Origin of the sequence: Gloeocapsa sp. PCC 7428 (genome assembly GCF_000317555.1) — a bacterium.
Classification (GTDB): Bacteria; Cyanobacteriota; Cyanobacteriia; order Cyanobacteriales; family Chroococcidiopsidaceae; genus Chroogloeocystis.
Genome location: NC_019745.1, coordinates 2,328,757 through 2,351,405 on the forward strand (window position 1 = coordinate 2,328,757; position 22,649 = coordinate 2,351,405).

At 45.9% G+C, this 22,649-nt stretch carries 16 protein-coding genes and 2 pseudogenes; 13 read left to right on the top strand and 5 right to left on the bottom strand.

Going from position 1 to position 22,649, the window contains the following annotated elements; genetic code table 11:
- Positions 1-220: 220 nt before the first annotated feature.
- The 4 genes from GLO7428_RS10215 to GLO7428_RS10230 all read left to right on the top strand — a co-directional run bounded on the left by GLO7428_RS10215 (position 221) and on the right by GLO7428_RS10230 (position 5,919).
- Complete coding sequence (locus GLO7428_RS10215) at positions 221-2,752, top strand: TonB-dependent siderophore receptor (protein WP_015188485.1); 2,532 nt, start codon at positions 221-223, stop codon at positions 2,750-2,752.
- 387 nt (positions 2,753-3,139) lie between these two features.
- Complete coding sequence (locus GLO7428_RS10220) at positions 3,140-4,108, top strand: ABC transporter substrate-binding protein (protein WP_196797483.1); 969 nt, start codon at positions 3,140-3,142, stop codon at positions 4,106-4,108.
- Between the two features lie 3 nt (positions 4,109-4,111).
- On the top strand, positions 4,112-4,486 hold the full coding sequence (locus tag GLO7428_RS10225) for a DUF1636 domain-containing protein (RefSeq protein WP_015188487.1): 375 nt from the start codon (positions 4,112-4,114) through the stop codon (positions 4,484-4,486).
- A gap of 662 nt (positions 4,487-5,148) precedes the next feature.
- A complete protein-coding gene (locus tag GLO7428_RS10230) occupies positions 5,149-5,919 on the top strand; it encodes a hypothetical protein (protein WP_015188488.1) in 771 nt (256 codons plus the stop codon).
- A 393-nt stretch (positions 5,920-6,312) separates the two neighbouring features.
- On the opposite strand, the pseudogene GLO7428_RS26575 reads toward GLO7428_RS10230, so the two are convergent.
- Positions 6,313-7,033, bottom strand: a pseudogene (locus tag GLO7428_RS26575) (IS1 family transposase).
- Between the two features lie 1,131 nt (positions 7,034-8,164).
- Positions 8,165-9,024 (bottom strand): annotated as a pseudogene (locus GLO7428_RS27265) (IS5 family transposase).
- Between the two features lie 99 nt (positions 9,025-9,123).
- Between GLO7428_RS27265 and GLO7428_RS29710 the strand changes: the two are divergent.
- Both GLO7428_RS29710 and GLO7428_RS10260 read left to right on the top strand, forming a co-directional pair.
- Positions 9,124-9,354 (top strand): DNA polymerase, encoded by a 231-nt coding sequence (locus GLO7428_RS29710; RefSeq protein WP_369792528.1) that lies wholly within the window; start codon positions 9,124-9,126, stop codon positions 9,352-9,354.
- A 133-nt stretch (positions 9,355-9,487) separates the two neighbouring features.
- Positions 9,488-9,832, top strand: a complete 345-nt coding sequence (locus GLO7428_RS10260) for a hypothetical protein (RefSeq protein WP_015188489.1) — start codon at positions 9,488-9,490, stop codon at positions 9,830-9,832.
- Between the two features lie 381 nt (positions 9,833-10,213).
- On the opposite strand, the gene GLO7428_RS10265 is transcribed toward GLO7428_RS10260, so the two are convergent.
- Entirely contained in the window at positions 10,214-11,404 is a 1,191-nt protein-coding gene (locus tag GLO7428_RS10265) for an RNA-guided endonuclease TnpB family protein (protein ID WP_015188490.1), read from the bottom strand.
- Between the two features lie 123 nt (positions 11,405-11,527).
- On the opposite strand from GLO7428_RS10265, the gene GLO7428_RS28950 reads away from it, so the two are divergent.
- The 7 genes from GLO7428_RS28950 (at position 11,528) to GLO7428_RS10305 (ending at position 21,071) form a co-directional block, all read left to right on the top strand.
- Complete coding sequence (locus GLO7428_RS28950) at positions 11,528-15,613, top strand: PAS domain S-box protein (protein WP_015188491.1); 4,086 nt, start codon at positions 11,528-11,530, stop codon at positions 15,611-15,613.
- Positions 15,582-17,096, top strand: a complete 1,515-nt coding sequence (locus tag GLO7428_RS10280) for an ATP-binding protein (RefSeq protein WP_015188492.1) — start codon at positions 15,582-15,584, stop codon at positions 17,094-17,096. Before GLO7428_RS28950 ends, GLO7428_RS10280 begins: the two co-directional genes overlap by 32 nt.
- A 25-nt stretch (positions 17,097-17,121) precedes the next feature.
- Positions 17,122-17,397 (top strand): BrnT family toxin, encoded by a 276-nt coding sequence (locus GLO7428_RS10285; RefSeq protein WP_015188493.1) that lies wholly within the window; start codon positions 17,122-17,124, stop codon positions 17,395-17,397.
- Positions 17,398-17,416: 19 nt separating this feature from the next.
- Positions 17,417-17,647 (top strand): hypothetical protein, encoded by a 231-nt coding sequence (locus GLO7428_RS10290; protein ID WP_196797484.1) that lies wholly within the window; start codon positions 17,417-17,419, stop codon positions 17,645-17,647.
- Between the two features lie 9 nt (positions 17,648-17,656).
- A complete protein-coding gene (locus GLO7428_RS10295; RefSeq protein WP_231295575.1) occupies positions 17,657-18,109 on the top strand; it encodes a response regulator in 453 nt (150 codons plus the stop codon).
- Between the two features lie 104 nt (positions 18,110-18,213).
- The gene (locus GLO7428_RS10300; RefSeq protein WP_015188496.1) at positions 18,214-20,658 is read left to right on the top strand and encodes a response regulator; all 2,445 of its coding nucleotides are present in this window, start codon (positions 18,214-18,216) and stop codon (positions 20,656-20,658) included.
- A 167-nt stretch (positions 20,659-20,825) separates the two neighbouring features.
- Positions 20,826-21,071 carry a hypothetical protein gene (locus tag GLO7428_RS10305; protein WP_015188497.1) on the top strand — a complete coding sequence of 82 codons (246 nt, stop codon included), beginning with the start codon at positions 20,826-20,828 and terminating at the stop codon, positions 21,069-21,071.
- A gap of 192 nt (positions 21,072-21,263) precedes the next feature.
- Here the strand turns inward: GLO7428_RS10305 and GLO7428_RS10310 are convergent, their stop codons facing one another.
- Together GLO7428_RS10310 and GLO7428_RS10315 are read right to left on the bottom strand one after the other, a co-directional pair.
- The gene (locus tag GLO7428_RS10310; RefSeq protein ID WP_041918589.1) at positions 21,264-21,677 is read right to left on the bottom strand and encodes a two-component system response regulator; all 414 of its coding nucleotides are present in this window, start codon (positions 21,675-21,677) and stop codon (positions 21,264-21,266) included.
- 331 nt (positions 21,678-22,008) lie between these two features.
- Entirely contained in the window at positions 22,009-22,404 is a 396-nt protein-coding gene (locus GLO7428_RS10315) for an alpha/beta fold hydrolase (RefSeq protein WP_155823676.1), read from the bottom strand.
- Positions 22,405-22,649: the final 245 nt, after the last annotated feature.

A 22,649-nucleotide genomic window follows, 5' to 3' on the forward strand; every position in this document is an offset into this window, starting at 1 on the left:
TTGCTTATTATACGATCGCATCTCATCACACTTTCTTCAAGAAATTTACTCAACTTCGGTATAACACCAGAACTATCGCCAAACGCAAATAAAAAATTCCGTTTCAACCACAAAAATATTCCGGCTCAACCACAAGCGATCGCACATAGCCACGTTAAACCTGATAAGTTCATGAGAAGCTTTCTCAGTAGTTTTATGTAGTTGCGTGGTGTCGGGAGTTATGTTGTATCGCTTTTTTCTGCGGCTAGCGGCGGCGAGTGCCATTTTTATTTTTGTTGTCCCTGCACAAGCACAAACCGACACCGTATCGTCATCGGTGCAAAAACGACAATCTGACTCCTCGATTCCTCGACTTAGCAACCTCAACCAGCCTGCAACCACGGTTGACGAGTGGATGTCTCAAATCGCTCAAACTTCAGTTGTGCAAATTACTGGAGTGCGACTAAATGCTACAGCAGCAGGATTAGAAATTGTGCTGGAAACTGTAGCAGGACTTGCGATTCCTGAAACTTATGTTGTCGATAATGCCTTAATTGCAGATATTCCCAATGCAGTAGTTATCCCACCGAGTGGATTTCAGCAAGCAAATCCGGCGGAGGGAATTGCATCGGTATCAGTCACAAATCTGCCAAATAATTTTGTGCGTGTGGCAATTACAGGTTTCGATGCGCCCCCAATCGCAGATGTACGAACTGAAGCACAAGGCTTGGTGTTGAGTGTTGCAGTAGAAGAACCTGAGGATGATGTTATTGAAATTGTCGTGACAGGCGAACAGGATACGGGATATTATGTGCCGAATACTTCAACCGCAACGCGAACTGATACTCCGTTACGCGATATTCCCCAATCGATTCAGGTTGTACCAAACGAGGTGATACGAGATCGCGGCATTGTGGAACTGCGCGATGCATTAGAAAACGTTGCTGGCGTACAACAACAAGGTACTAGAGGAACGGGTCAAGGGGGAGATACCTTTACAGTTCGCGGTTCTGGCTTTTTTACTGAAACTTTTAGAGATGGCATCCGCTACAACTTAATCAGCCCAACCGAAACTAGTGATATTGAACGAATTGAAGTTTTAAAGGGTCCGGCTTCGGTGTTGTTTGGTCGAGGAGAACCAGGTGGAATTATCAATTTGATTCCGAAGCAACCTCTAGATACACCGTACTATGCTGCCTCGTTCACTGCCGGAAGTTTTAGCACATACCAAGGGCAATTAGATATTTCGGGTCCACTCAATACGTCCAGAACACTAAAGTATCGCTTGAACGTTTTCTATGAAAACTACGGTAGTTTCCGCGATTTTGTCAACGGTGAAAGGTTGGCGATTAGCCCTAGCGTAACTTGGGATATTAGCCCCAACACCTCGCTGAATTTTAATGCTAAGTTCATTCCCATACAACGAGAAACGATTGATAACGGCTTGCCAGTTATTGGCGATCGCCCTGCGGATTTACCACGCGATCGCTTTTTAGATGAACCTTTTACAGAACAAACGCTTGATGCCTTTAGCCTTGGTTACACTTTAGAGCACCGCTTCAATCAAAATTGGTCAGTTCGCCATGCTTCACAGTTTGTCCGTCAAACCGATACTAGACTAATTACAGCTTTTGACGCTTTAGATGAAACTACAGGTGAGTTAGCCCGTGAGGGACGATTTATTGACGGTGATTACCAAAGATTTCAAACCAACACCGACTTGATTGGTGAATTTACCACAGGTTCAATTCAACACAGGCTTTTGTTTGGCATTGAGTACTACAGTGGGTTTGAAGATCCATCGTATCAGTCAGTTCCTTATCCATCGATTAATATCTTCAATCCGGTTTATACAAGACAGCGCTTTGCATTGGAACCAGACTTTTTTCGAGACGATCATTATTCGGGAGTTGGCATTTACCTGCAAGATCAGATTGATTTGTTGCCAAATTTAAAACTACTAGCAGGCTTGCGGTTTGATAGTGCTTACCAGTTCGCGAGTGAACAAGATGCAGGACAACCGCGCAACGATTTTGAGCAAACAGATAGTGCTTGGACACCCCGCGTTGGCATTGTTTATCAGCCTATTGAACCACTATCCTTATATGCGTCCTATACGCGATCGTTTAACCCGACATTTCCAAGCTTCCGCAATGCTGATGGTACTCCCTTCGAGCCGGAAACGGGTAGACAATTTGAAGTCGGCTTGAAAGCAGATTTATCCGATCAACTCAGCTTAACGTTAGCAGCGTTTGATCTGCGAAAGCAAAATGTTGTCACTGCCGATCCGAACGATTCTTTGTTCTCAATTCAAGTTGGGGAACAAACCAGTCGCGGGATTGAATTGAGCTTAGACGGAGAAATTTTGCCTAGTTGGAATATTACCGCATCCTATGCTTACCTTGATGCTTTTGTGAGTGAAGATAATACCCTACCAGTAGGTAATCGGTTAGCAAATATACCTTACAATCAGTTGAGCTTATGGACAACTTACAGTATTGAGAACGGTGATTTTGAAGGATTGGGTTTTGGTTTGGGGTTATTTTACGTAGGCGATCGCGTTGGCGATATTGATGATACCTTTCGCCTGCCAAGCTATTTTCGCACCGATGCTGCACTATTCTACAGACGCGACAATTGGCAAATGCAGTTAAACGTTCAGAACCTCTTTGATGTAGAGTATTTCACCTCTGCTAACTATGGCTCTCGAACTGGTGGTGTGAATGTCGGTGCGCCATTTACAGTGCAAGGCACGATTTCTGTACAGTTTTGATTTTAAGGTGAGGAGGCTGAATTAAGGTAGTAATCGTTGAGTAACTTGACGGCTGATAGCCCCCTAAATCCCTCATCCTGGGGGACTTCGAGCAGTTTATAACTCCTTCACCTCCTCTTAATCCTCCTGCGAATTCAGAGATAAGGAAGAACGTTTGTTCACGAGGTTAAAAAGCAAAGGGTAATATTTTGAGGTTGAACCGAATCTTGATATACATCATAGTCATTCAGGCAAAAATCTTTCTAAGTCTCCCATATTTGGGGGATTTAGGGGGCGAGAAGACTTGCGTATAAACTGTAGCCCACAATTGGAGAGTAAATCGTATTTTAATCCAGTCACACCGAGATTGATTTGTTGTGATAATTGCCTGAAGTTATGAGAAAAAGCGTGAGTAATTGGTGTTGGTTGATGCAGTGGTGCTTTTTAGTGCTGATTACTGTTCTAATTACGGTCAGTTGTGGTAATAATCAGGCTCAGCAAACCGCTTCTTTTGATGCCAAGTCGAGCGATTCATCTTGTCGAATCATCCAACACGCAATGGGGGAAATTTGTGTTCCTAAAAATCCAAAGCGAGTTGTTACGCTTTCTACAGAAAATCTCAGTAACGCAATTGTCTTGGGTATTAAACCCGTTGGGAGTGCTACTTCTTTTGATACAACACTTCCTAGCTATTTACAAGGTAAAACTGAGGGAATGACCACAATAGGAACAGATGAGCAACCTAGTATAGAAGCGATCGCACTGCTAAAACCTGATTTAATTATAGGTGTGAAAAGTCCACATGAAGCCATTTATCCTCTACTTTCAAAAATTGCCCCGACTGCACTATATGATTGGCAAAGTGATGAAACTTGGCGAGATCAATTTAGTTTTGTAGCTGAAGTGTTAGGGAGACGAGAAGCGGCTCAACAAGCTTGGACTCGATACTATCAAAGAATTGAAGACCTCAAACTTGCGTTGGGCAATAAATACCAAAACAAAACCATTTCCTTTGTCTATTATTACTTTGGTCGCTTGGGTAGCGACACTAAAAACTCATTTATTGGTTCTATTCTCAGTGATGTTGGTCTAAAGCGTCCTCCATCACAAGCAGTTATTGCTCCTTATGGCAGCATTGAATACTCTGAAGAAAAATTAGAACAGATTGATGGTGATTTTTTATTTTTAACAGCTTTTTCAGATAATGATGAGGAGAGCCTCAAACGACTTCTACAAAAACCGCTTTTCAAGCAACTCAAAGCTGTCCAGCAAAATCATGTATATTTTGTAGATAAATTAACTTGGGTAGGATGGAATTTATTTGCTGCCGATGCCGTTATTGATGACTTGTACAAATACTTAGTGAACACACCTTAAACTATGCACAAACACAATCTATTTGTCTGTAAATCATGTAACCGTTCCTCGGAAGAATTGCCAGAAAATCAAGTTGCTGATGGTACTCGTTTAATCGAACAACTCAACGCCTTGAGTGCTGAACAAGCGCAGTCTCAGGATCTGAGAATTCAGCCAGTAGGATGCTTGTGGACGTGCGGTTCTCCCTGCGCTGTTGCTTTTTCCGCGCCTGGTAAACCAACTTATCTATTTACCAATGTACCTGCGGATGACACCGCCGCTGCATTACTTCAGTTTGGTGAATTGTATTTGAACAGCAAAACAGGAAATATACCTTGGCAGCAGTTTCCGCAAGTGTTACAAGAAGTGAGTATTGCCAAGATTCCAACAATGAGTTGATAGGTAAAATGCGGTGCGATCGCACCCTAAATACCTTGGCTACTATCTAGACTCGGTAATAGTGCCACTTCGACATTAGATGCATTAACAAAAATTACTAGTCAACTCCAACGCTTCATTGACATTAGATAGCCGACCACTTAGAGAGTATAGGTTACATCTTTATATCTGCATAGAAATACTTATAAAGATGCCAAAGTTTTGTAAAATTCTGTAACAAAAACAACAATTCCTCCGTAACTTACACCGCAAGGATGAAGAATCATTCGTTGGGTTGAGCCTCAAGGCGTACAACATCGGCAATTAGGATGAAAAACCTGTGTTAGACACGAGCTTAAAAATCTGCTCGGATAAACAGGTCTTTCCGAACTATCTTGCCTTTTTACACGCGTCTTGGCACGCTATCACAAATCTCCAACTTTAGTGACAATTGCACCAGTCCTAGCTCGGTAAACCTATAGGTTTCTGAGATTAACTGAGGTCTGTAAACACTAAATCTAAGAGATTTTCTGTAACGACAGATACTAATTTGTTGATTACTCTGAGCATTTTCAGAGTACAGCACTAACAAACCTTAACTTCTTAGGAGAACAAAGTTAAGGCATTTTATGCAGGGTTCATTTCTTCGTTTTCAAAAAAGTAACTGAGGACAAGGAAGTATAATGTTTACAAAATTTTACCCAAGTGCTACGCTGTTTTTAGCTATATCATTTCTAATGCCAACAGCTACCCTCGCCGCTCCTGTTGTTAGGAAAGCGGCTGGTCCTAACGCTGCCACAATTCAATCTGCTGTAGACGACTTCCGAAATGCTTTAGGGCAAAACAACGGAGTGGGTGGCACATTTCCTAATGGTCGCCGTGAAATTAACTGGGATGGCGTTCCTGACAATTTTGCCGCCTCTAATAAGCTGCCGCCCGACTTCTTTAATGTTGACTCTCCACGAGGTGTCTTCTTCCAAACCCCAGGTCAAGGGTTTCAAGTCAGCGCTAACATTGGTGTGGCTCCCATCGAGTTTGGTAATCTTAATCCCACCTATTCATCCATCTTTCGCGTCTTTAGTCCCCAAAGACTATTCACCGCTTTAGGCAGCAACATCACGAATGTGCTTTTCTTTGTGCCTGGTACTGCGAAGAAGGCAACGGTCAATGGGTTTGGCGCAATTTTTACCGATGTAGACCGCTGGGGTAGTACGAAGATAGAGTATTTTGGTGCTAACAATAAGCTACTATTTAGTGACTTCGTTCCGAACGTACCCAACAGTAAAGAAAGCCTCTCTTTCCTAGGGGTAGTATTCAATCAGGGCGAACGCATTTATCGAGTCCGTATTACCAGTGGCAATACTGCCTTAAGCTATAACAATAATGACGGTGGTACTAAAGATATTGTCGTTATGGATGATTTCATTTATGGGGAACCTCAACCGCAGAGATAGCGAGAAGTAGCATCGATACTGTTGGTAAGATCGGACAATTTTGAAAAACTCCTAAAATCTGCCACGCAAGAACAAGGGTTTCCAATTGAGAGCCTAAAATTTCTTAAGGAGAACCATGGTAGATTTCCCTGAGTAGAGGAACTAAAATGCAAGCCCTAAGGCATCAAGTGCGTAACTTCTAATTTTGTTAACTATTGATTAGCCTACTGGCTGCTGGGCTTGCAGTATACGCTAGCGTGCGGTTTCCTCAATTGAGGATACTGTGCGATCGCGCATCGTCCCAAAACATTATCATCATTCACCTTTAAGGTAAAATTGTTGCAATTAATTATTATTAATTCTTAAGAGCTAGTGATGACAATCACCTTGACAGACGATGACTACATTGAACTACTAAAAAACGAACAAAATAGTACGTGCGGCGTTGCTGAATGATGTAATGAATGATTGAGGAATCGGGATATCCCAGAATTTGAGGTAATGTAGTAACAAGCGAATCGAGTGCTTCAGCATTTGTGCTGTTTTTGAGTAACACAACGTCTTGCGATGCAGCCGCGCCAGGTAGTGACGCAATCGAGTATTTTCTCCTTCCACTTGGATCATATAAGTCTTGCTAACAATCTGATCTGCGTGTGGATAAATCCTGGGTATACCGACCAGCCATCAGTGACATAGAAGTAACATTTCCAGGTGGACACCATTGCCCACAATGGGGCAAACGTCTTAGCACTATGGTCTCCCTGTTGAAAGTGGTCAACCGCCGTCCAGAGCCAAATTTTGTGTTTTTAGAGCCAATAAAAGTTTCGAGTTCATCGAGTTTTCCGACCTCTGGATTAGTTTCTGGTTCGTAGGCATCAGGTAAGTGCTCTCCAACTTGTCTCACCCAGTTAATCACGGTGGTGTGATGGACTGCCGTCACCCGCTCAATACCTCTAAATCCCATGCCATTAACAGACATTTTCAAACATTGTCTTTTGATTTCATTTGAGTATCCTTGAGGGGCTGTATAGACATCAATAAACTGACGACGGCAATCGACACAAATATGATTTTGTTTGCCTCTGATCCTGCCGTTCTTACGGATATGGTTGGAGTTACATTCAGGGCATTGCATCAGATTTAGTACCTATTCATTGCTCTATTATGCAACGCCGGAAAAGCTTCCAAGACCTTAAAATACTTTGTTTGATACGAGTAAGTCGTTATCACTATTACTACTGTACCTAATCGAGTAAAAATTCTCAAGTAAAAATTTAGCCAAAGTTTGGGATTACCATTTCGAGAGCTATTACCATGCTCTGTAACTGAGCAAGCTATAGACGAGTTAAAAATTAAATATCGTCGCCGTCTGTTTGACCCATTCGTGACTTTATGGGTATTTCTGTCTCAAGTTTTAGATGATGATAAAAGTTGCTATAAGGCAGTAAGTAGTGTGATTGCTTATTTGGTAGAAGAATCTATAGAAATTCCGTCAACCGACACAAGTGGATACTGTCAAGCTAGGTCTAGATTACCAGAGAAACCGTGAGAAAAACTGTTTGGTAAAGCTAGACAAAATTTAGAAGAGAAAGTGTCATGTGAATATTTGTGGTGTGACCGTTACATGAAAGTAATAGACGGTTCAAGCGGATCGCTGCCTGACACACCAGAAAACCAAAAAGCCTACCCTCAACCGAGTAGCCAAAAGCTTGGGTGTGGGTTTCCAATCGCCAAAGTTGGTGTAATATTTAGTCTAGCTACAAGCGCTGCTATTGCCCTAGCTATAGATGTTCTGAATACTCATGACCTAAAGCTTGCGAGGCAATTATACCTAGAACTCAATCCAAAAGATGTACTTTTAGGAGATAGAGCATACGAGCGCTTATGCTGACTTGTTTTTCATTAAGAATTTGCGTTGTGACGCAGTATAACGTTACGCATCAATCTCGGAAAACAACGATGCGAAAAGGTAAAATTGTTGGAGATTGCGACAAACTAGTTGTTTGGCATAAACCAAAAACTTGTCCATAACGATTAAGTCGAGAGGAATTTGCTGCCTTACCTCAATCTATAACTGTGCGAGAAATTTATTACTACATTATCATTCCTGGTTTTCGCACTCAACGAGTGAGTTTAATCACTACTTTATTAGATTCAACAAAATATTTTACTCTTGAAGTTCTCAGACTTTTTGGTGAACGGTGGAATGTTGAACTGAATCTGAAACATTTAAAAACAACGTTAGTGCTAATTTATAAAGTAAATATTAAGCGACTAATCGTTTAACCATGAGACGAATTAAGGAGCCATAAATCATCGCTTCACTTAGCTCTGAATACATCTCGTAATCCTTGCTCAAGCGTCGAAATCGATTGAGCCATCCAAACGTTCGCTCCACAATCCAACGCTTCGGCAACTGTTCAAACGTTTGGGAGGTTCGCTCAATCACGTCCACTCGTACCGTCTGACCACACACCTGTCTGACCGCATTGACAAAATTCTTGCCAGAATATCCCTGGTCTACCCAGACAACCTCTAAGTTGGACAACTTTTCCTTGGCTTCATCAAGCACAACGATTGCCCCTAATCGTTCTGAAGCATTGGCTTCAGTGACCAGTACACCAATCACGAATTCTTGCGAATCGACGACGACATGACGCTTACGTCCTTTAACCTTTTTGCCACCATCGAAACCGTAGACCTCCCACGCCAGTTGCTACAGCGGGGGGAACCCTCGCAACGCACTGGCTCCCTTTTTTCCGTTGTTTTGACGGATTGAGAGTCCGCAATAGCAACGGTAGACTGTTGATCTCGACCGATGTTTGTTCGCAATTGTTGACGTACTTGGTCGTGCATTTTTTGCCAAATACCTTTGCGTTGCCATTTCTGAAAGTAGTGGTACACCGTGCTGTAAGGGGGAAGGTCATGAGGCATCATTTCCCATTGGCACCCCGTACGTTGGACATAGAAAATCCCATTGAGAATTTCCCTGAAATCAACTTCCACTGGATGACCAAATCCTTTGGGTTGGGGCACCATCTGCTTCAATATCTCCCACTCGGCATCTCTCAAGTCACTGGCGTATGGCTTGCGTTTAGAATTGGCAATTTCAGGCCGACGAGTCATCACTAATGCAACCATTCAACTGCTTCTAGCCTAAAATCTACTCAACTCTATTCCAGGCACCTTTTAGATTCTCTTTATAAATCAGCTCTGAATGCTGATATCACGAAATTGGCGTTAGTGAAACTCAACAAAGTACTGACAGAGACAGGAGCGAAACTGATTTGCACGGTTCATGATGAAATCCTGTTGGAGTGCCCTGTTGCTGAGGTGAAGCAAATCAGTTGTCTTTTGCATCAATGCATGATTGCAGCCGCTCGGAAGTTTTTGCACCCGATCCCGGTAGTCGTGGATATCAAGGTTTCTGCCAGTTGGGGTGGGGACGAAATTTAGGGAATAGCTTAGAGTAAAACGTGAAACAGCTTTCCCTAAGTCTGCTCAGTACGGATGCATCTAGACTTAGGGAATAAAAGCAGGCTAAAGCTCCCTAAGTATTCCCTAAGCAATTCTGCCGAGGTGGGGAAGCATGGCGAAACAAAGTAAATCAGCGCGGTTGATTCAACAACTCCAGGATTGGAGTGATGAGGAGTTGGGGGAGCTAGCTGAGATGATCCAGGGGTTGTTGGAGTCACGGCAGGCAGAGTCAGAAGAGGAGAACCAAGAGACTCGTGAGGATGGTTCACCACTAGGTAAGCATGGAGGACGGGGGCACATTGAGCTGAAGATGATTCCTGATGCTAAGACCGGCAAGATTTATGAACCTTATCGTTATCTTCGCTATTGGGGAGTAACGAAGAAGGGGACAATGGGGCTGAAGAGCGTGTATTTGGGTAAGGTTGGAGGAGACGGGGGCGATCGCTCCTCAACGTGAATTAGGGTTACGAAGACTTAGAAGCTGAGGAGAAATAAGCTTAAGCATAGCGGAATAGGGAGTTAAAAATTCTTTAGATCCAGCAGTACTTAGGGTTGTTTTAGACAAATATAGCCATCTTTTTCAACAGTGGTACATCTGCACCAAGAAGTTGAAATTTAAGGTGTGCCATTAAATCTAAAGAAAATCTTCTGTCTATATACTTGAATGGAGATTGAGGTCAGCTAAATAAAGACCTTAACCATAGGTTGTTGTAAATACTTATGTGAAGCGTCAAGTCTGCTAGTGCGGATTTGGCGCTTCATAGTTCTGATAGCTTGCTGGGAGGCACACCCGTATTGACATCCTCCCTACCCTGCTTACGCAGAGGGTAGGGATTCCCTAAGTCCGTTTGCGTTGCGACGACTTAGGTTTTACGGTTCCTGCTTCATTGCACCCGCCTATGTCCTTAGAGGATTTCGGTCTTACGGTCGCTCCACAGGCTGTCACGGTCTGCCCGACCGCCAAAAGGTTCACTGCCGCATTGATGTCTCGGTCGTGATGAGTGTTACACTTTGGGCAATCCCACTCCCGCACATTGAGCGGCATTTTGGGAGAAATGTACCCGCAGTTTGAGCAGCGTTTGGAACTGGGAAACCACTGATCCACCTGAATCAGGTTCCGTCCATACCATTGCGCTTTGTACTCTAACTGCCTCACCAATTCTCCCCAACTGGCATCGGAGATTGCCTGAGTGAGTTTGTGGTTTTGCATCATGCCTTTCACATTCAACGATTCAACCACAATCGTTTGATTTTCACGAATGAGTTGAGTCGTTGTTTTATGTAAATGATCCTTGCGGATATTAGCAATGTGAGCATGATGTTTTGCAAGCTTTAACCTCGCCTTGCGCCGGTTGTTTGACCCTTTTTCTTTGCGCGATAGCGACTTTTGAAGCTGTTTTAATTTCTTCAGTGCCTTGCGTAAAGAGTTTGGATTGGCAACCTTAGTACCATCGCTTCCCGTGACGAGGGTAGAAACGCCCATGTCTAGCCCAATTTCTTGAGTAGAGCGAGGTAGAGGCAGAATCTTAATGTCACACAGAATTGAGACGAACCATTTCCCGTCTGGGGTTAGCCGCACCGTCACACTGGAGGGATCAGCATTGCGAGGAAGCTGACGGCTCCAGCGAACTGCAAGTGGCTCACTACACTTTGCCAGATAGAGCTTGCCATCTTTCCAGCTAAAGGCAGCACGGGTAAACGTGGCAGATCCGCCATTGCGCTTCTTTTTGAATTGCGGGTAACTTGCCCGTTTCTCAAAAAAGTTCGTGTAGGCAGACTGCAAGTGCCTCAAGCACTGCTGCAATGGAACGCTGGACACTTCATTGAGGAAACTTAAATCCTCCTGTTTCTTCCATTGCGTCAATGCAGCAGAGGTCTGGTTATAGCCAATGCGCTCACCGTTGTAAAACGACTCGGTACGATAGGCAAGAGCTTTGTTGTACACAAGCCGCACACAGCCAACCGTCCGCCGCAACAGGTTTTCCTGTGCAGGCGTAGGATAGAATCGGTAGCGAAAGGCTTTTTCCATGTCTTACATTCTAGCAAGTATTTTGTAAGACATAGAGATCTTGGATTCTTGTTCGCCTTCGGCTCACTCGCTCGTCATCCCTACCCTCTTTAGGGTAGGGACTTTCGCTACTAAGATAAAAACATGATTCTTGCCCTTGCCCAAACCCGATTTCGCCGCAGGCTGACCCGTGCGATCGTCCTACCGATCGTGTTGCTGCTTTTTCTGTCTAGCATTTTCATTTGGCAAACGACCCAGTTGGTGTCCGCGCTGCGTTGGGTAGACCATACCAATCAGGTCATCTCACAAGCTAACTATACCCAGAAGCTGTTGTTAGATAGGGAAACGGGACTGCGCGGATATTTACTAGCAGGACGGCAGAATTTTCTGGAGCCATATGAGCAAGCGAGCGACAAAATCAACGCTAGTTTGGAAGAACTCAAGCGCCGCGTTGCTGACAATCCCGGTCAAGTTCAACGAGTCACTGCGCTAATCGCTCAATCTAACCAATGGGAACAACAAGTACCCCCTGCCATTACTCGTAAACAGCGTGGTGAACCTGAACCACTGAACGCTCTGGAACGCCGTAAACAGAGTATGGATCGGATGCGGCAGAAGATAACCGAGTTTATTGCAACCGAAGAGCAACTGCGTAACCAGCGTAGCCAAGTAGCTCAACAAACAACCCAATCAGTAATTCTGTCTAGCTTGCTGCTGGCATTAGGTGTGGGTGCTGTGCTTGCCTATTTCCTTCGTCGGCAAATTCTACAAGTGTCTAGGAGCTACGAGGATGCCCTGCATACTGCTCAAGTCAAGACTGAGGAGGCGCAGCGATCGGCGGCAGCCTTACAGCAGTATAAAGACATTTTTCAATTTGCTGAACATGGGTTGGTGATGGGCGCGCCCGATGATCAAACTCTCGCTCTCATGAATCCGGCGTTTGCTCGAATGCATGGGTACACCGTCGAAGAACTTTTGGGAACCCCCATTCTCAATTTGTTTCCATTAGACTGTCATGCTGAAGCGATCGAATTCATTCAGCATGTCAATGAGCGGGGGTATTATGCTGTTGAGTCACAGCATTGTCGTAAGGATGGCACGGTATTTCCTGTTTTCCTGAGCGGAACAGCAGTACGGGATGTCAGCGGCAACTTACTTTACCGGATTGTCAGTGTTCACGATATCACTGAAAATAAGCAGGCAAAACTGGCTCTACAGCGAAGCGCCCAACGGCTAGCGGCACTGCATGAGATTGACCGAGCAATTCTGGCAACAGAAACGGATGAGGCTCTGATCAGTAACGCCCTTGCAAAGATGCGTCAAGTTGTGCCTCACCAGCAGGCGTTTGTGGCGGTGTTTGATCTAGCGGTTGGAACCGCCCAAGTATTAGCGGGAAGCAGTCAAACTGAGGAATTGTCCCTACCTGTTGGCACTCTCCTAACTGTTACCGATTTTGCTCCTGAGCAAAGCTTACTTCATGGGATACGCTACGTGGAAAATTTGGCAACCGCAGAAGACTGTCCGCGTGTGCTGAGGCAGTTGAGATCGCAGGGCTTTTGCAGTTGTCTCTGTGTGCCCTTATTGGTAGAAAATACGCTAGTTGGAGAACTCAGCCTCGCAGCTACTGAACCTGCTGCCTTTGATGAGGAAGCGCAGGAGATTGCCCGTGAAGTGGCAGATCAGTTGGCGATCGCTCTCCAGCAATCCCGCCTGCGACACCAACTGCAAGCTACAAATCAGCAGTTACAGCGTGAGTTGCAGGAACGTCAGCAAATTGAACGATCGCTGCGGGAACGCGAGGAACGCTTGAGGTTGTTCATCGAATATGCTCCAGTGAGCATTGCTATGTTTGATCGGGAAATGCACTATGTTGCCCTCAGTCAGCGCTGGATTGATGAGTACCACCTCGATTCGATCGAGTCAGTATTAGGCAAATCCCATTATGAGATTTTCCCCAATATTCCTGACTATTGGCGAAAAGTACACCAGCGGGGACTGGCAGGACACAGCGAAACATGCGACGAGGATCGTTTCGTGCTGCCGGATGGCACGGAACAATACCTGCGGTGGGAAGTGCAGCCTTGGTTTGATGACAGCGGCACGGTGAGTGGCATTCTCATCTTCGTCGAGGATATTACTGCCCGAAAAAGAGTTGAAATTGCGCTAGTTGAAAGTGAGCAGCAGTTTAGGGCAACCTTCAATCAAGCCGCTGTGGGCATTGCTCATGTCAGCTTGACCGGACAATGGCTACGGGTTAATCAAAAGCTATGTGAAATTGTGGGCTACACCCATGAGGAAGTACTGCAACGCACCTTCCAGGACATGACCTATGCGGAAGACTTAGACAGTGACCTCGATTATGTTCGCCAAATGCTGGCAGATGAAATTCAAACTTACTCAATGGAGAAACGCTACATCCGTAAGGATGGCTCCCTGGTTTGGATTAACTTAACGGTGTCCCTTGTGCGAGAAGTGGATGGGCAGCCCAAATACTTTATTTCGATTGTTGAAGATATTCACGATCGCAAAATTGCTCAACTGCATAAGCAATTTCTGAATGACCTCGATTTCCGGTTACGACAGCTTTCTAGCGCAGACGCGATGGAATGGGAAGCTGTCAGCCGCATTGGAGAGTATCTTCAGGTGGAGCGCTGCGTCTGGTTTGAAATCAATTTACAGGAGGATGTGGCGATTGCCCGACAAGACTGGCGACAGCGGGAGGACATTCCCAGTGTGGTTGGGGTCTTCCCTATATCACAGTTCTCATTACCAGAGATCATCGCCCAGTACCAGGCAGGAGAACCTGTCGTTGTTTCCGATGTAGCCACCTACCCTGCTACGGCTCCCTTTGCCCGTAGCTATGAAGAGCGAGGCATTCGCGCTTACATTGGCGTTCCTTGCCTTCACGAAGGGCGCTTGGTTGCCAATCTAGCCATTAACGCCGAAACCCCACAGCAGTGGCAATCCCATCAAGTTTCCCTCCTGCAAGAAGCCGTTGCGCGGCTCTGGTCGCTCCTGCTGCAAACGAGAGCAGTTGAAGCACTGCGGAACAGTGAAGAGCGAATTCGACTGGCAACTGAAGCTGCCCAGTTAGGGATGTGGTTCTGGAATATTCCTCAAAATAAATTAATTTGGACAGACCGCTGTAAAGCCATATTTGGACTTGTGCCAGAAACGCCAATAAGCTATGAGGTGTTTCTAAATGCGCTGCACCCAGACGATCGCGATCGCGCTCATGCCGCTGTCACACAGGCGTTAGAGCAAAGAGGTGAATATAACATTGAATACCGCACCCTTTGGCAAGATGGCAGCACTCACTGGATTGCCGCTAAAGGACGAGCGTATTACGATGCTAGTGACAACCCATTGCATCTGATGGGAACGGTGCAAGATATCACCGAACGCAAGCAAGCAGAAGCGGATCTGCATCAGCTTAATGTCACCTTAGAGCAACGAGTTGCTGAACGCACTGCCCAACTAGAGGAAACCAACCAGGAACTTGAAGCATTTACCTACTCGGTTTCCCATGATTTGCGAGCACCGCTACGAACAATACAAGGCTTTGCAAAAGCCCTGTTAGAAGATTGTGGCGAACAGCTAGAAGACTTTTGCCGCAGCTATATCGATTCCATCATTGAGGATGCCGTTCAGATGAATCTGCTGATCAGCGACTTGCTGAACTATAGTCGTCTAACTCGGACTCAGATTAAGCTACAACCCACGGCATTAGACGATGTGGTGAAAGAAGCCCTGAAGCAATTAACGGCTCAAATTCAGGAAACCCAGGCTCAGATTCAGGTGGCAGTGGATCTGCCACCAGTCATGGCGCACCGTTCAACGTTGATTCAAGTTATTACCAATCTGATTAGCAATGCCATTAAATTTGTCGAACCCAATATGCAGCCACAGATAGATATTTTTGTGGAAGAAGCATACCAAAATGACGAACGCTGGATACGATTGTGGATTGTAGACAACGGCATTGGCATTGCACCTGAACACCAAGAGCGAGTATTCCGGGTCTTTGAACGCCTTCATGGTGCCGAACACTACCCTGGTACGGGCATTGGCTTAGCCATTGTGCGTAAAGGGCTAGAGCGGATGGGCGGGCAAGTTGGTGTGGAATCGCAACTGGGGCAGGGAAGCCGTTTTTGGATTGCGCTGCTAAGTGCTGTTCTCCCATTGAACGACTCAACTCATGACCCAACCTCTCCGAATCCTCCTGATTGATGATAACCGCAGCGATCGCGCCCTCGCTCTGCGCGAATTGCAGCGGGACTTTAACCAACTGGATGTCCAGGAAATTTCCAGTTCCGGTGAGTTTAATCGTGCAATCGAGGCAGGTGCTTTTGATGCCGTAATCACGGATTTTCAACTGCGCTGGACAACCGGGTTAGATATTCTGGAGACGGTGAGACAACGGTATCCCCGCTGTCCGGTGATTATGTTTACCAATACCGGAACCGAGGAAGTCGCCGTCGAAGCCATGAAGCTAGGACTCGATGATTATATTCTTAAAGAGCCAAACCGCTACGTGCGATTGCCTGCTTCGCTACGGGTAGCACTAGAGCGGCGCGAAACCCAACAACGAGCGGCGCTACTGGAAATCCGATTGCAAGGATTGCTCAATCAGGTCAATATTGGCATTTTTCGCTTCAGTTCAGAGGGTGCATTGATCGAGAGTAATCCTGCTTTTCTAGAGTTATTGGGCGTAGAATCGCTGGATCAAGCCAATGAGATGAATTTGATCGATATTTGTGACTGCTATGTTCGATTAGCCAATTTGCCGCCACCTCAACGGCAAGAGCAAGAAGTGCAACTGCAACGAAGTGATGGCACGCAATTTTGGGCGCTTCTGACGACGACTTTGAATACCGTTGAGGGGATTACTGTTCTCGATGGGCTACTAGACGACATTACAGAGCGTAAACAGGCTGAAGTAGCGCTTCAGCAACTCAATGCCACCTTAGAAGCACGAGTGCAGGAACGCACCGCTGAACTGGCTGCGGCGAATCAAGATCTCGAAGAGTTCACATATTCGATCTCCCATGATTTGCGTACCCCTTTGCGAACGATTCAGGGATTTGCTCAAGTATTGTTAGAGGATCTGGGTGAGTCATTAGATGCGAGTCATCTGACATTTCTACAGCGAATTGCTGCCAATGCCCAACAACTGGATACCTTAATCACCGACCTTTTAACTTACAGTCGCTTGAGACAGGCTGAAATCGATTTGGAACCTGTTAATCTATCCCTGGTTTTAACAGACGTGTTAACTCAATTAGAGCCAGAGATTCAGACGCGACAGGCACAACTTCAGATTGAGGAACCGTTACCCCTTGTGCAAGCGAATCGTCTAATTTTGATTCAGGTTCTGACAAACCTACTGTCTAATGCGGTTAAGTTTGTGGCAGACGATGTGCAGCCTCAAGTGCGAGTATGGGCGGAGGAGCGGAGGAGTGGGGGGGCAGGAGAGCGATCCAGTGTCCGTCTATATGTAGAGGATAATGGGATTGGTGTTGCTGTAGACAATCAGCAACAGATTTTTAGACCCTTTATTCGTCTGCATGGGGAGGAAAAATATCCGGGTAATGGGATTGGGCTGGCGATCGTCCGCAAAGGAATCGAGCGCATGGGTGGACAGGTAGGCGTTGAGTCGCAACTAGGGCAAGGCAGCCGATTTTGGATTGAGCTACCTGCCATAGGAGAATAAGACCATAATAGGTATTAGTTAGCAGATGCGATTCATTTGGGATGAAAACAAGCGGCAATCAAATTTGGACAAACATGGGTTTGATTTTGTCGATGCTTTCCAGGTTTTTGAGGGGGCAACGCTCACATTTGAAGACGATCGCTATGCTTATGGTGAGCAACGCTTTATTACACTGGGGTTGCTATCTGGACGAGTGGTGGTGATTGCTCATACAGAGGTTGGAGACGAAATTCGGGTTATTTCGATGAGGGAGGGAACTAAACGTGAGCAAATCATCTTCTTCCAAAGTCTCTCAAACTGATTGGGAGCGGATTGACGCTATGAAAGATGAAGATATTGATCTGTCTGATATTCCAGAGGTAACTGAAGAACAAATGCAGCGGGCCGTGCTGCGGGTTGCCGGAAAACCTGTTGAGCGAGGTCAGCGGCATGTTGATCTCCTCCTGGATGCTTTCATCGTGGAATACTTTGAGGCACAGGCTGGTGAGCAGGGAGTTCAAGTGCTGATTAATCAGGTGTTGGCGGAGTATATTCATAACCGCGATCGCTAAACTCGGAAAATGATGAGCACAGAACACACCATTCTACTTGTAGAAGATAACCCCAAAGATGTCTTCCTCGTACAACGAGCGTTTCGTAAGGCTGGAATCATCACGTCTCTGCAAGTGGTGAATGACGGCGATGCTGCCATTCAGTACCTTGCTGGAGAAACGCCCTACAACGATCGCACTGCCTATCCATTGCCTGTATTTGTACTGCTCGATCTCAAACTGCCGCGACGATCGGGGGCGGAAGTGTTGTCTTGGATTCGCCAACAGCCTGAACTCCGGCGTTTACCTGTGGTTGCCCTCACGTCGTCGAGGGAGTATGTGGATGTCAATCACATCTACGATTTAGGTGGTAATGCTTATATCGTCAAGCCTCCAGATTTTGATCAGTTAGTCGAGATCCTCAAAACGCTTGATTTGCATTGGATTACTTACAACGAAAAGCCTCAGCTAGGTATGGCATAGTCCACTATATTGTGTAAGGCAATCTCTCGAAGGATAGATATACAAATAACGCAGATACTCCCTAAGATAGACTCACTTGTCCCCTTCCCAGTAGGGAACGCTTCATGTTGCGGATTCTTTTGATCGACAACAACCCAGACGATCGTGCTTTAGCGATTCGTGAGTTGGGACGGGCTTTCCCAGAGGCGCAGATCACGGAAGTTGGTATTGCTGAGCAGTTTGAGCAGGTATTCATAAATTTTCTATTTGATGTGGTCATCACTGACTACCAACTGCACTGGAGTGATGGACTGACCATCCTCAGAACGATCAAGGCGCAATATCCCAACTGCCCGGTCATTATGTTTACCAGCACCGCGACCCAGGAGATTGCGTTGGAGGCAATGAAGTCTGGGTTAGATGACTATGTGATCAAATCTCCCAGCCATTACGTTCGTTTACCGGCTGCGGTTGAAACGGCGCTAGAGCGAATTGCGGCACAGCAACAGGCAGCCAGTTTGCAGGCACGAGTGCAAACCTTGCTCAACCAGCTTGATGTCGGCGTTTATCGCCTCACCTCTGACGGCACTTTATTAGAAGGGAATGCTGCATTTTTGCGATTACTTGGGTTGGGATCGCTGACAGAAGTTCCTCCTAATCAAACGCTGGAGTCATACTTTCAAGCCCAAGACTATGCTGAACTGTTGGCTCAGTTAAAACAGAATAGTGAAGTGCGCGATCGTGAAATTCAACTTCGTTGCGCGGATGGCACCACTCGTTGGGTCAAAATTAGCAAAACCTTTACCAGAACCAATGGCACCACCATCATTGATGGCTTGATGGAGGATATTACCCAACGGAAACAGGCAGAAGCCCAAGCCGAACTTGAAAAGCAGCGGTCTGAGTTTTTAGCCGAAGCCAGTCGCCTCCTATCTTCCTCCCTCGACTACCGCACGACCTTAGAAAATTTAGTCAACCTTGCAGTGCCAACTCTGGCAGATATTTGCTTAGTGGATGTGATTGAACCAGCAACACTGGCGCTTGGTGAACCGATCGTGGCAGCCTCAGAGCCAGAGCAAGCAGCCCTCATTCTCGAACTGAGACGACGCTATCCACCGCCTGCTGATGCCGATTATGGTTCTATTAAAGTGTTACGCACTGGGCAGTCTGAATTAAGAAGCACTATTTCTGATTCAATTTTTGAACAAATTGCCCAGGATGCAGACCATCTGAGGTTGCTGCAACAGCTTGGAGTCAAAGCCTCGATCGTCGTGCCGATGATGGTACATGACCGCAAGTTCGGTACGATCGCCTTAGTCAAGACTAAGGCGATCCGCCGCTACGATCGCGCCGATCTGGAGATGGCAGAGGAGTTGGCACGACGAACGGCGATCGCACTGGATAATGCTCGGTTGTATCAAGAAGCCCAGGAAGCCAACCGAACAAAAGACGAGTTTCTAGCGATCGTCTCTCACGAACTGAGAAATCCGCTCAACTCCATGCTGGGATGGGCACAACTTCTTCGCAAACGCCAATTTGAAGATCCAACCGTGAGTCGGGCGCACGAAATCATTGCCCGCAATGCCAGACTGCAAAATAAGCTGATTGAAGACCTGCTTGACGTTTCCCGGATTATTCAAAATCGATTAGAGATATCGCGCCAATCTGTTTATCTGGTTCCTGTGATTGATGCTGCGATCGAAACATTTCGACCTAATGCCGAGGCAAAAGCCATTCAGATTTCGTCTCACCTTGATCCATTGACTGGACAAGTGCTGGGTGATTCAGAGCGTCTGGAACAAGTTGTTAGCAATCTGCTTTCCAATGCTATTAAATTCACCCCTAATGGTGGGCGGGTTGAAGTGCGCTTAGAACAGGTTGGTTCGCTCGCACAAATCACTTTAACTGATAGTGGACAAGGAATTTCAGCAGATTTCCTGCCATTTATTTTCGAGCGGTTTCGGCAAGCTGATGCCTCTAAGACGCGATCTCAGAGTGGACTAGGGTTAGGACTAGCGATCGTGCGTCACTTAGTGGAACTGCACGGCGGCACTGTCTATGCAGCTAGTGAGGGCGAAGGTAAAGGTACTACCTTCACGGTGCAATTGCCGCTGCTGAGGAGTGAGGGAGCCGAGGAGCAAGGGAGCAAGGAAATACCCCCCCACGCCCCTGCCTCCCCGCACCCCCTCACTGGCATTCGGATTCTTGTGGTCGATGATGATTTAGACAACCGTGAGTTAGTTGGCTTTATTCTGGAGCAGCAGCAAGCTCAGGTCATACTAGCAGAATCTGCGGCAGTTGCCTTTGACGTTATCTCCCAAACAGACATTGATCTAGTGATCAGCGATGTTGGGATGCCCAATGAAGACGGCTATTCTCTAATCCGTCGAATCAGAACACTTCAGTCTCCTCAAAAGCGCCGAGTGCCTGCGATCGCCCTGACTGCTTTTGTCAAAGAAGAAGATCAACAAGAAGCAACGGCAGCAGGGTTTCAGCGACATCTCTCCAAACCTGTCAGCCCAGACGACTTAATTGAAGCGGTGGCAAGCCTTGCCAGTCTCTTGCGGTAACGAAGCAAGGGTAACTGAGCGAGCAACACATCTGAATACTTGCATAAATTGCTCCCCAGGAAATACGATCTCCAACCTAAAGTGAAACTCCTGGTAGAGAAAGAAAAGCTGGCTTAATCAGTACAACATTAGCTATGAGGACATCACTTTACAAGGATGAGGTCATTATGGCTGCAACCATCACAAAAGTACCCCAGTTTCGCAAAGGTGAAAACGTCAAGTTTGTGGGTGGGGTTGGCACCATTAAGAGCTACCAACTAGAAGCGGGTAGCTGGACTTATGCAGTTGAGATGGCAATGGGACCAGAGCCAGAAATGGGTAGAATTGGCTACGAAACGACCGTTTTGTTGAACGAAGCTGATTTGGTTCCCCAAACTGTGACCTTTTCCTCTGAGTTGGCAATTAGTGCTTAGTTTAATTCCACTGGTGAAATCATCTTAAACAGGATAGAACGGGAATTCTAAAGTATTTCATTTCAATTCCAGCCAAGTGATGTCAAAAGTATTAAACGATGAAGACGATGGTGGCGCATTCGCGTTGCTGTTGTGGTCATGGGGTAGTCTTGATGAAGACTGCCTTTTTTGTATGAATTAATCCATGTAGTATCATGGATCAATTAGTTGCTTGGGCTGTAGGATTGTCTGGACTCGGTTCAGTAAATCATCAAAGTCAATGGGTTTGCGAATAAAGCCGTCGGCTCCGGCATCAAACCCATCCGCAGGTGTAGGTTCACTGTAGCCTGTCACTAAGAGGATGGGAATAAATGGAAGCGATACATTTTGCCGAATGCGACGAGTAACTTCAAACCCGTTCATCTCTGGCATCATCACATCGAGCAATACTAAATCTGGTAGATGAGATGCAATCTTTTCTAACGCAACGTAACCATTATCGGCAACCTCAACTTGATAGCCTTCGTTTTCCAGGACAGTTTGCAGCAGAAAGGAGTTGTCAGGTAGATCATCAACAACCAAGATGCGATTGACATTAGTAACGGCTTTAGGAGGCACGCTGTTCATCAAACAATCCAATCTGGATAACAGAAACACCTCCATTCTCATCATTGGAGCCGCTCAGTTCACTCTCACTCAAGGCTGAAGTTTTCTATCTAAAGTATGTTGTGCTTAATGTGAATACTTTTACTGGGACGAGCAAACCTGAATGCCAGTGAGTGGGGAGTGAAGCGTAGAGAACCAGCGTTATTTTCTCCATTCCCTACTTCCGATTCCCTAATGGCAGCAATTGCACCGTAAACGTGACTCCCATACCCTCACCCAAACTTTCTGTCCAGACAGTGCCTCCATGCAATACCTGAATGAGTAGATGGGCAGATGTGTGAATGGTAGATGGCTAGTTTTGGGTTGCTTCGGCACGATCGCTTCTTTCAGTATCTAATTGTCCACCAGTAAACAGATATATCCTTCTGTCCTTTGGCTTATTCAGATTGCCTTCATTTTCCGCGATAAAACTAGAAACAATCGATACAAATTTTTCTGGATGCAAAAGAACCCATTCGTGAAATCCCTCTGAAACCGTAACCAGTCTTGAATCGTGAATAAGCTGGGAGAATTCCTGAGCGATCGATAAAGGAACTGCCAAATCTTTTTCAGACCACAGAATCAAACAAGGAGCTTGAATCTGTGGTAACACCGATCGCAAGTCTGCTTGTAATGAAAAGAGCAAAGACTTGATCGCCTGTACGGGATTGAAGATGAGGTTGTGAATAAACACTTGAGGGATATCCACTTTGTAACTGAATGCAATCATTCCATCAAGCTGGCGATCGTGGTAACTAATTCGGCTAGCTCAACTGGCTTACTGAGGTGACTCTGGGCGACCCTGGCAGTATCTGCAAAGCAGCACGATAAGACATCTGTTATTTCACCCCAAATAAGCAATTCCTTCCAGAGGTAGATGCCTTAATAAGCTTCTCTACCCTCTGATAGACAGTGTGTCTTCTGATCAATTGTCTATCACCGGCTGGATAAGAT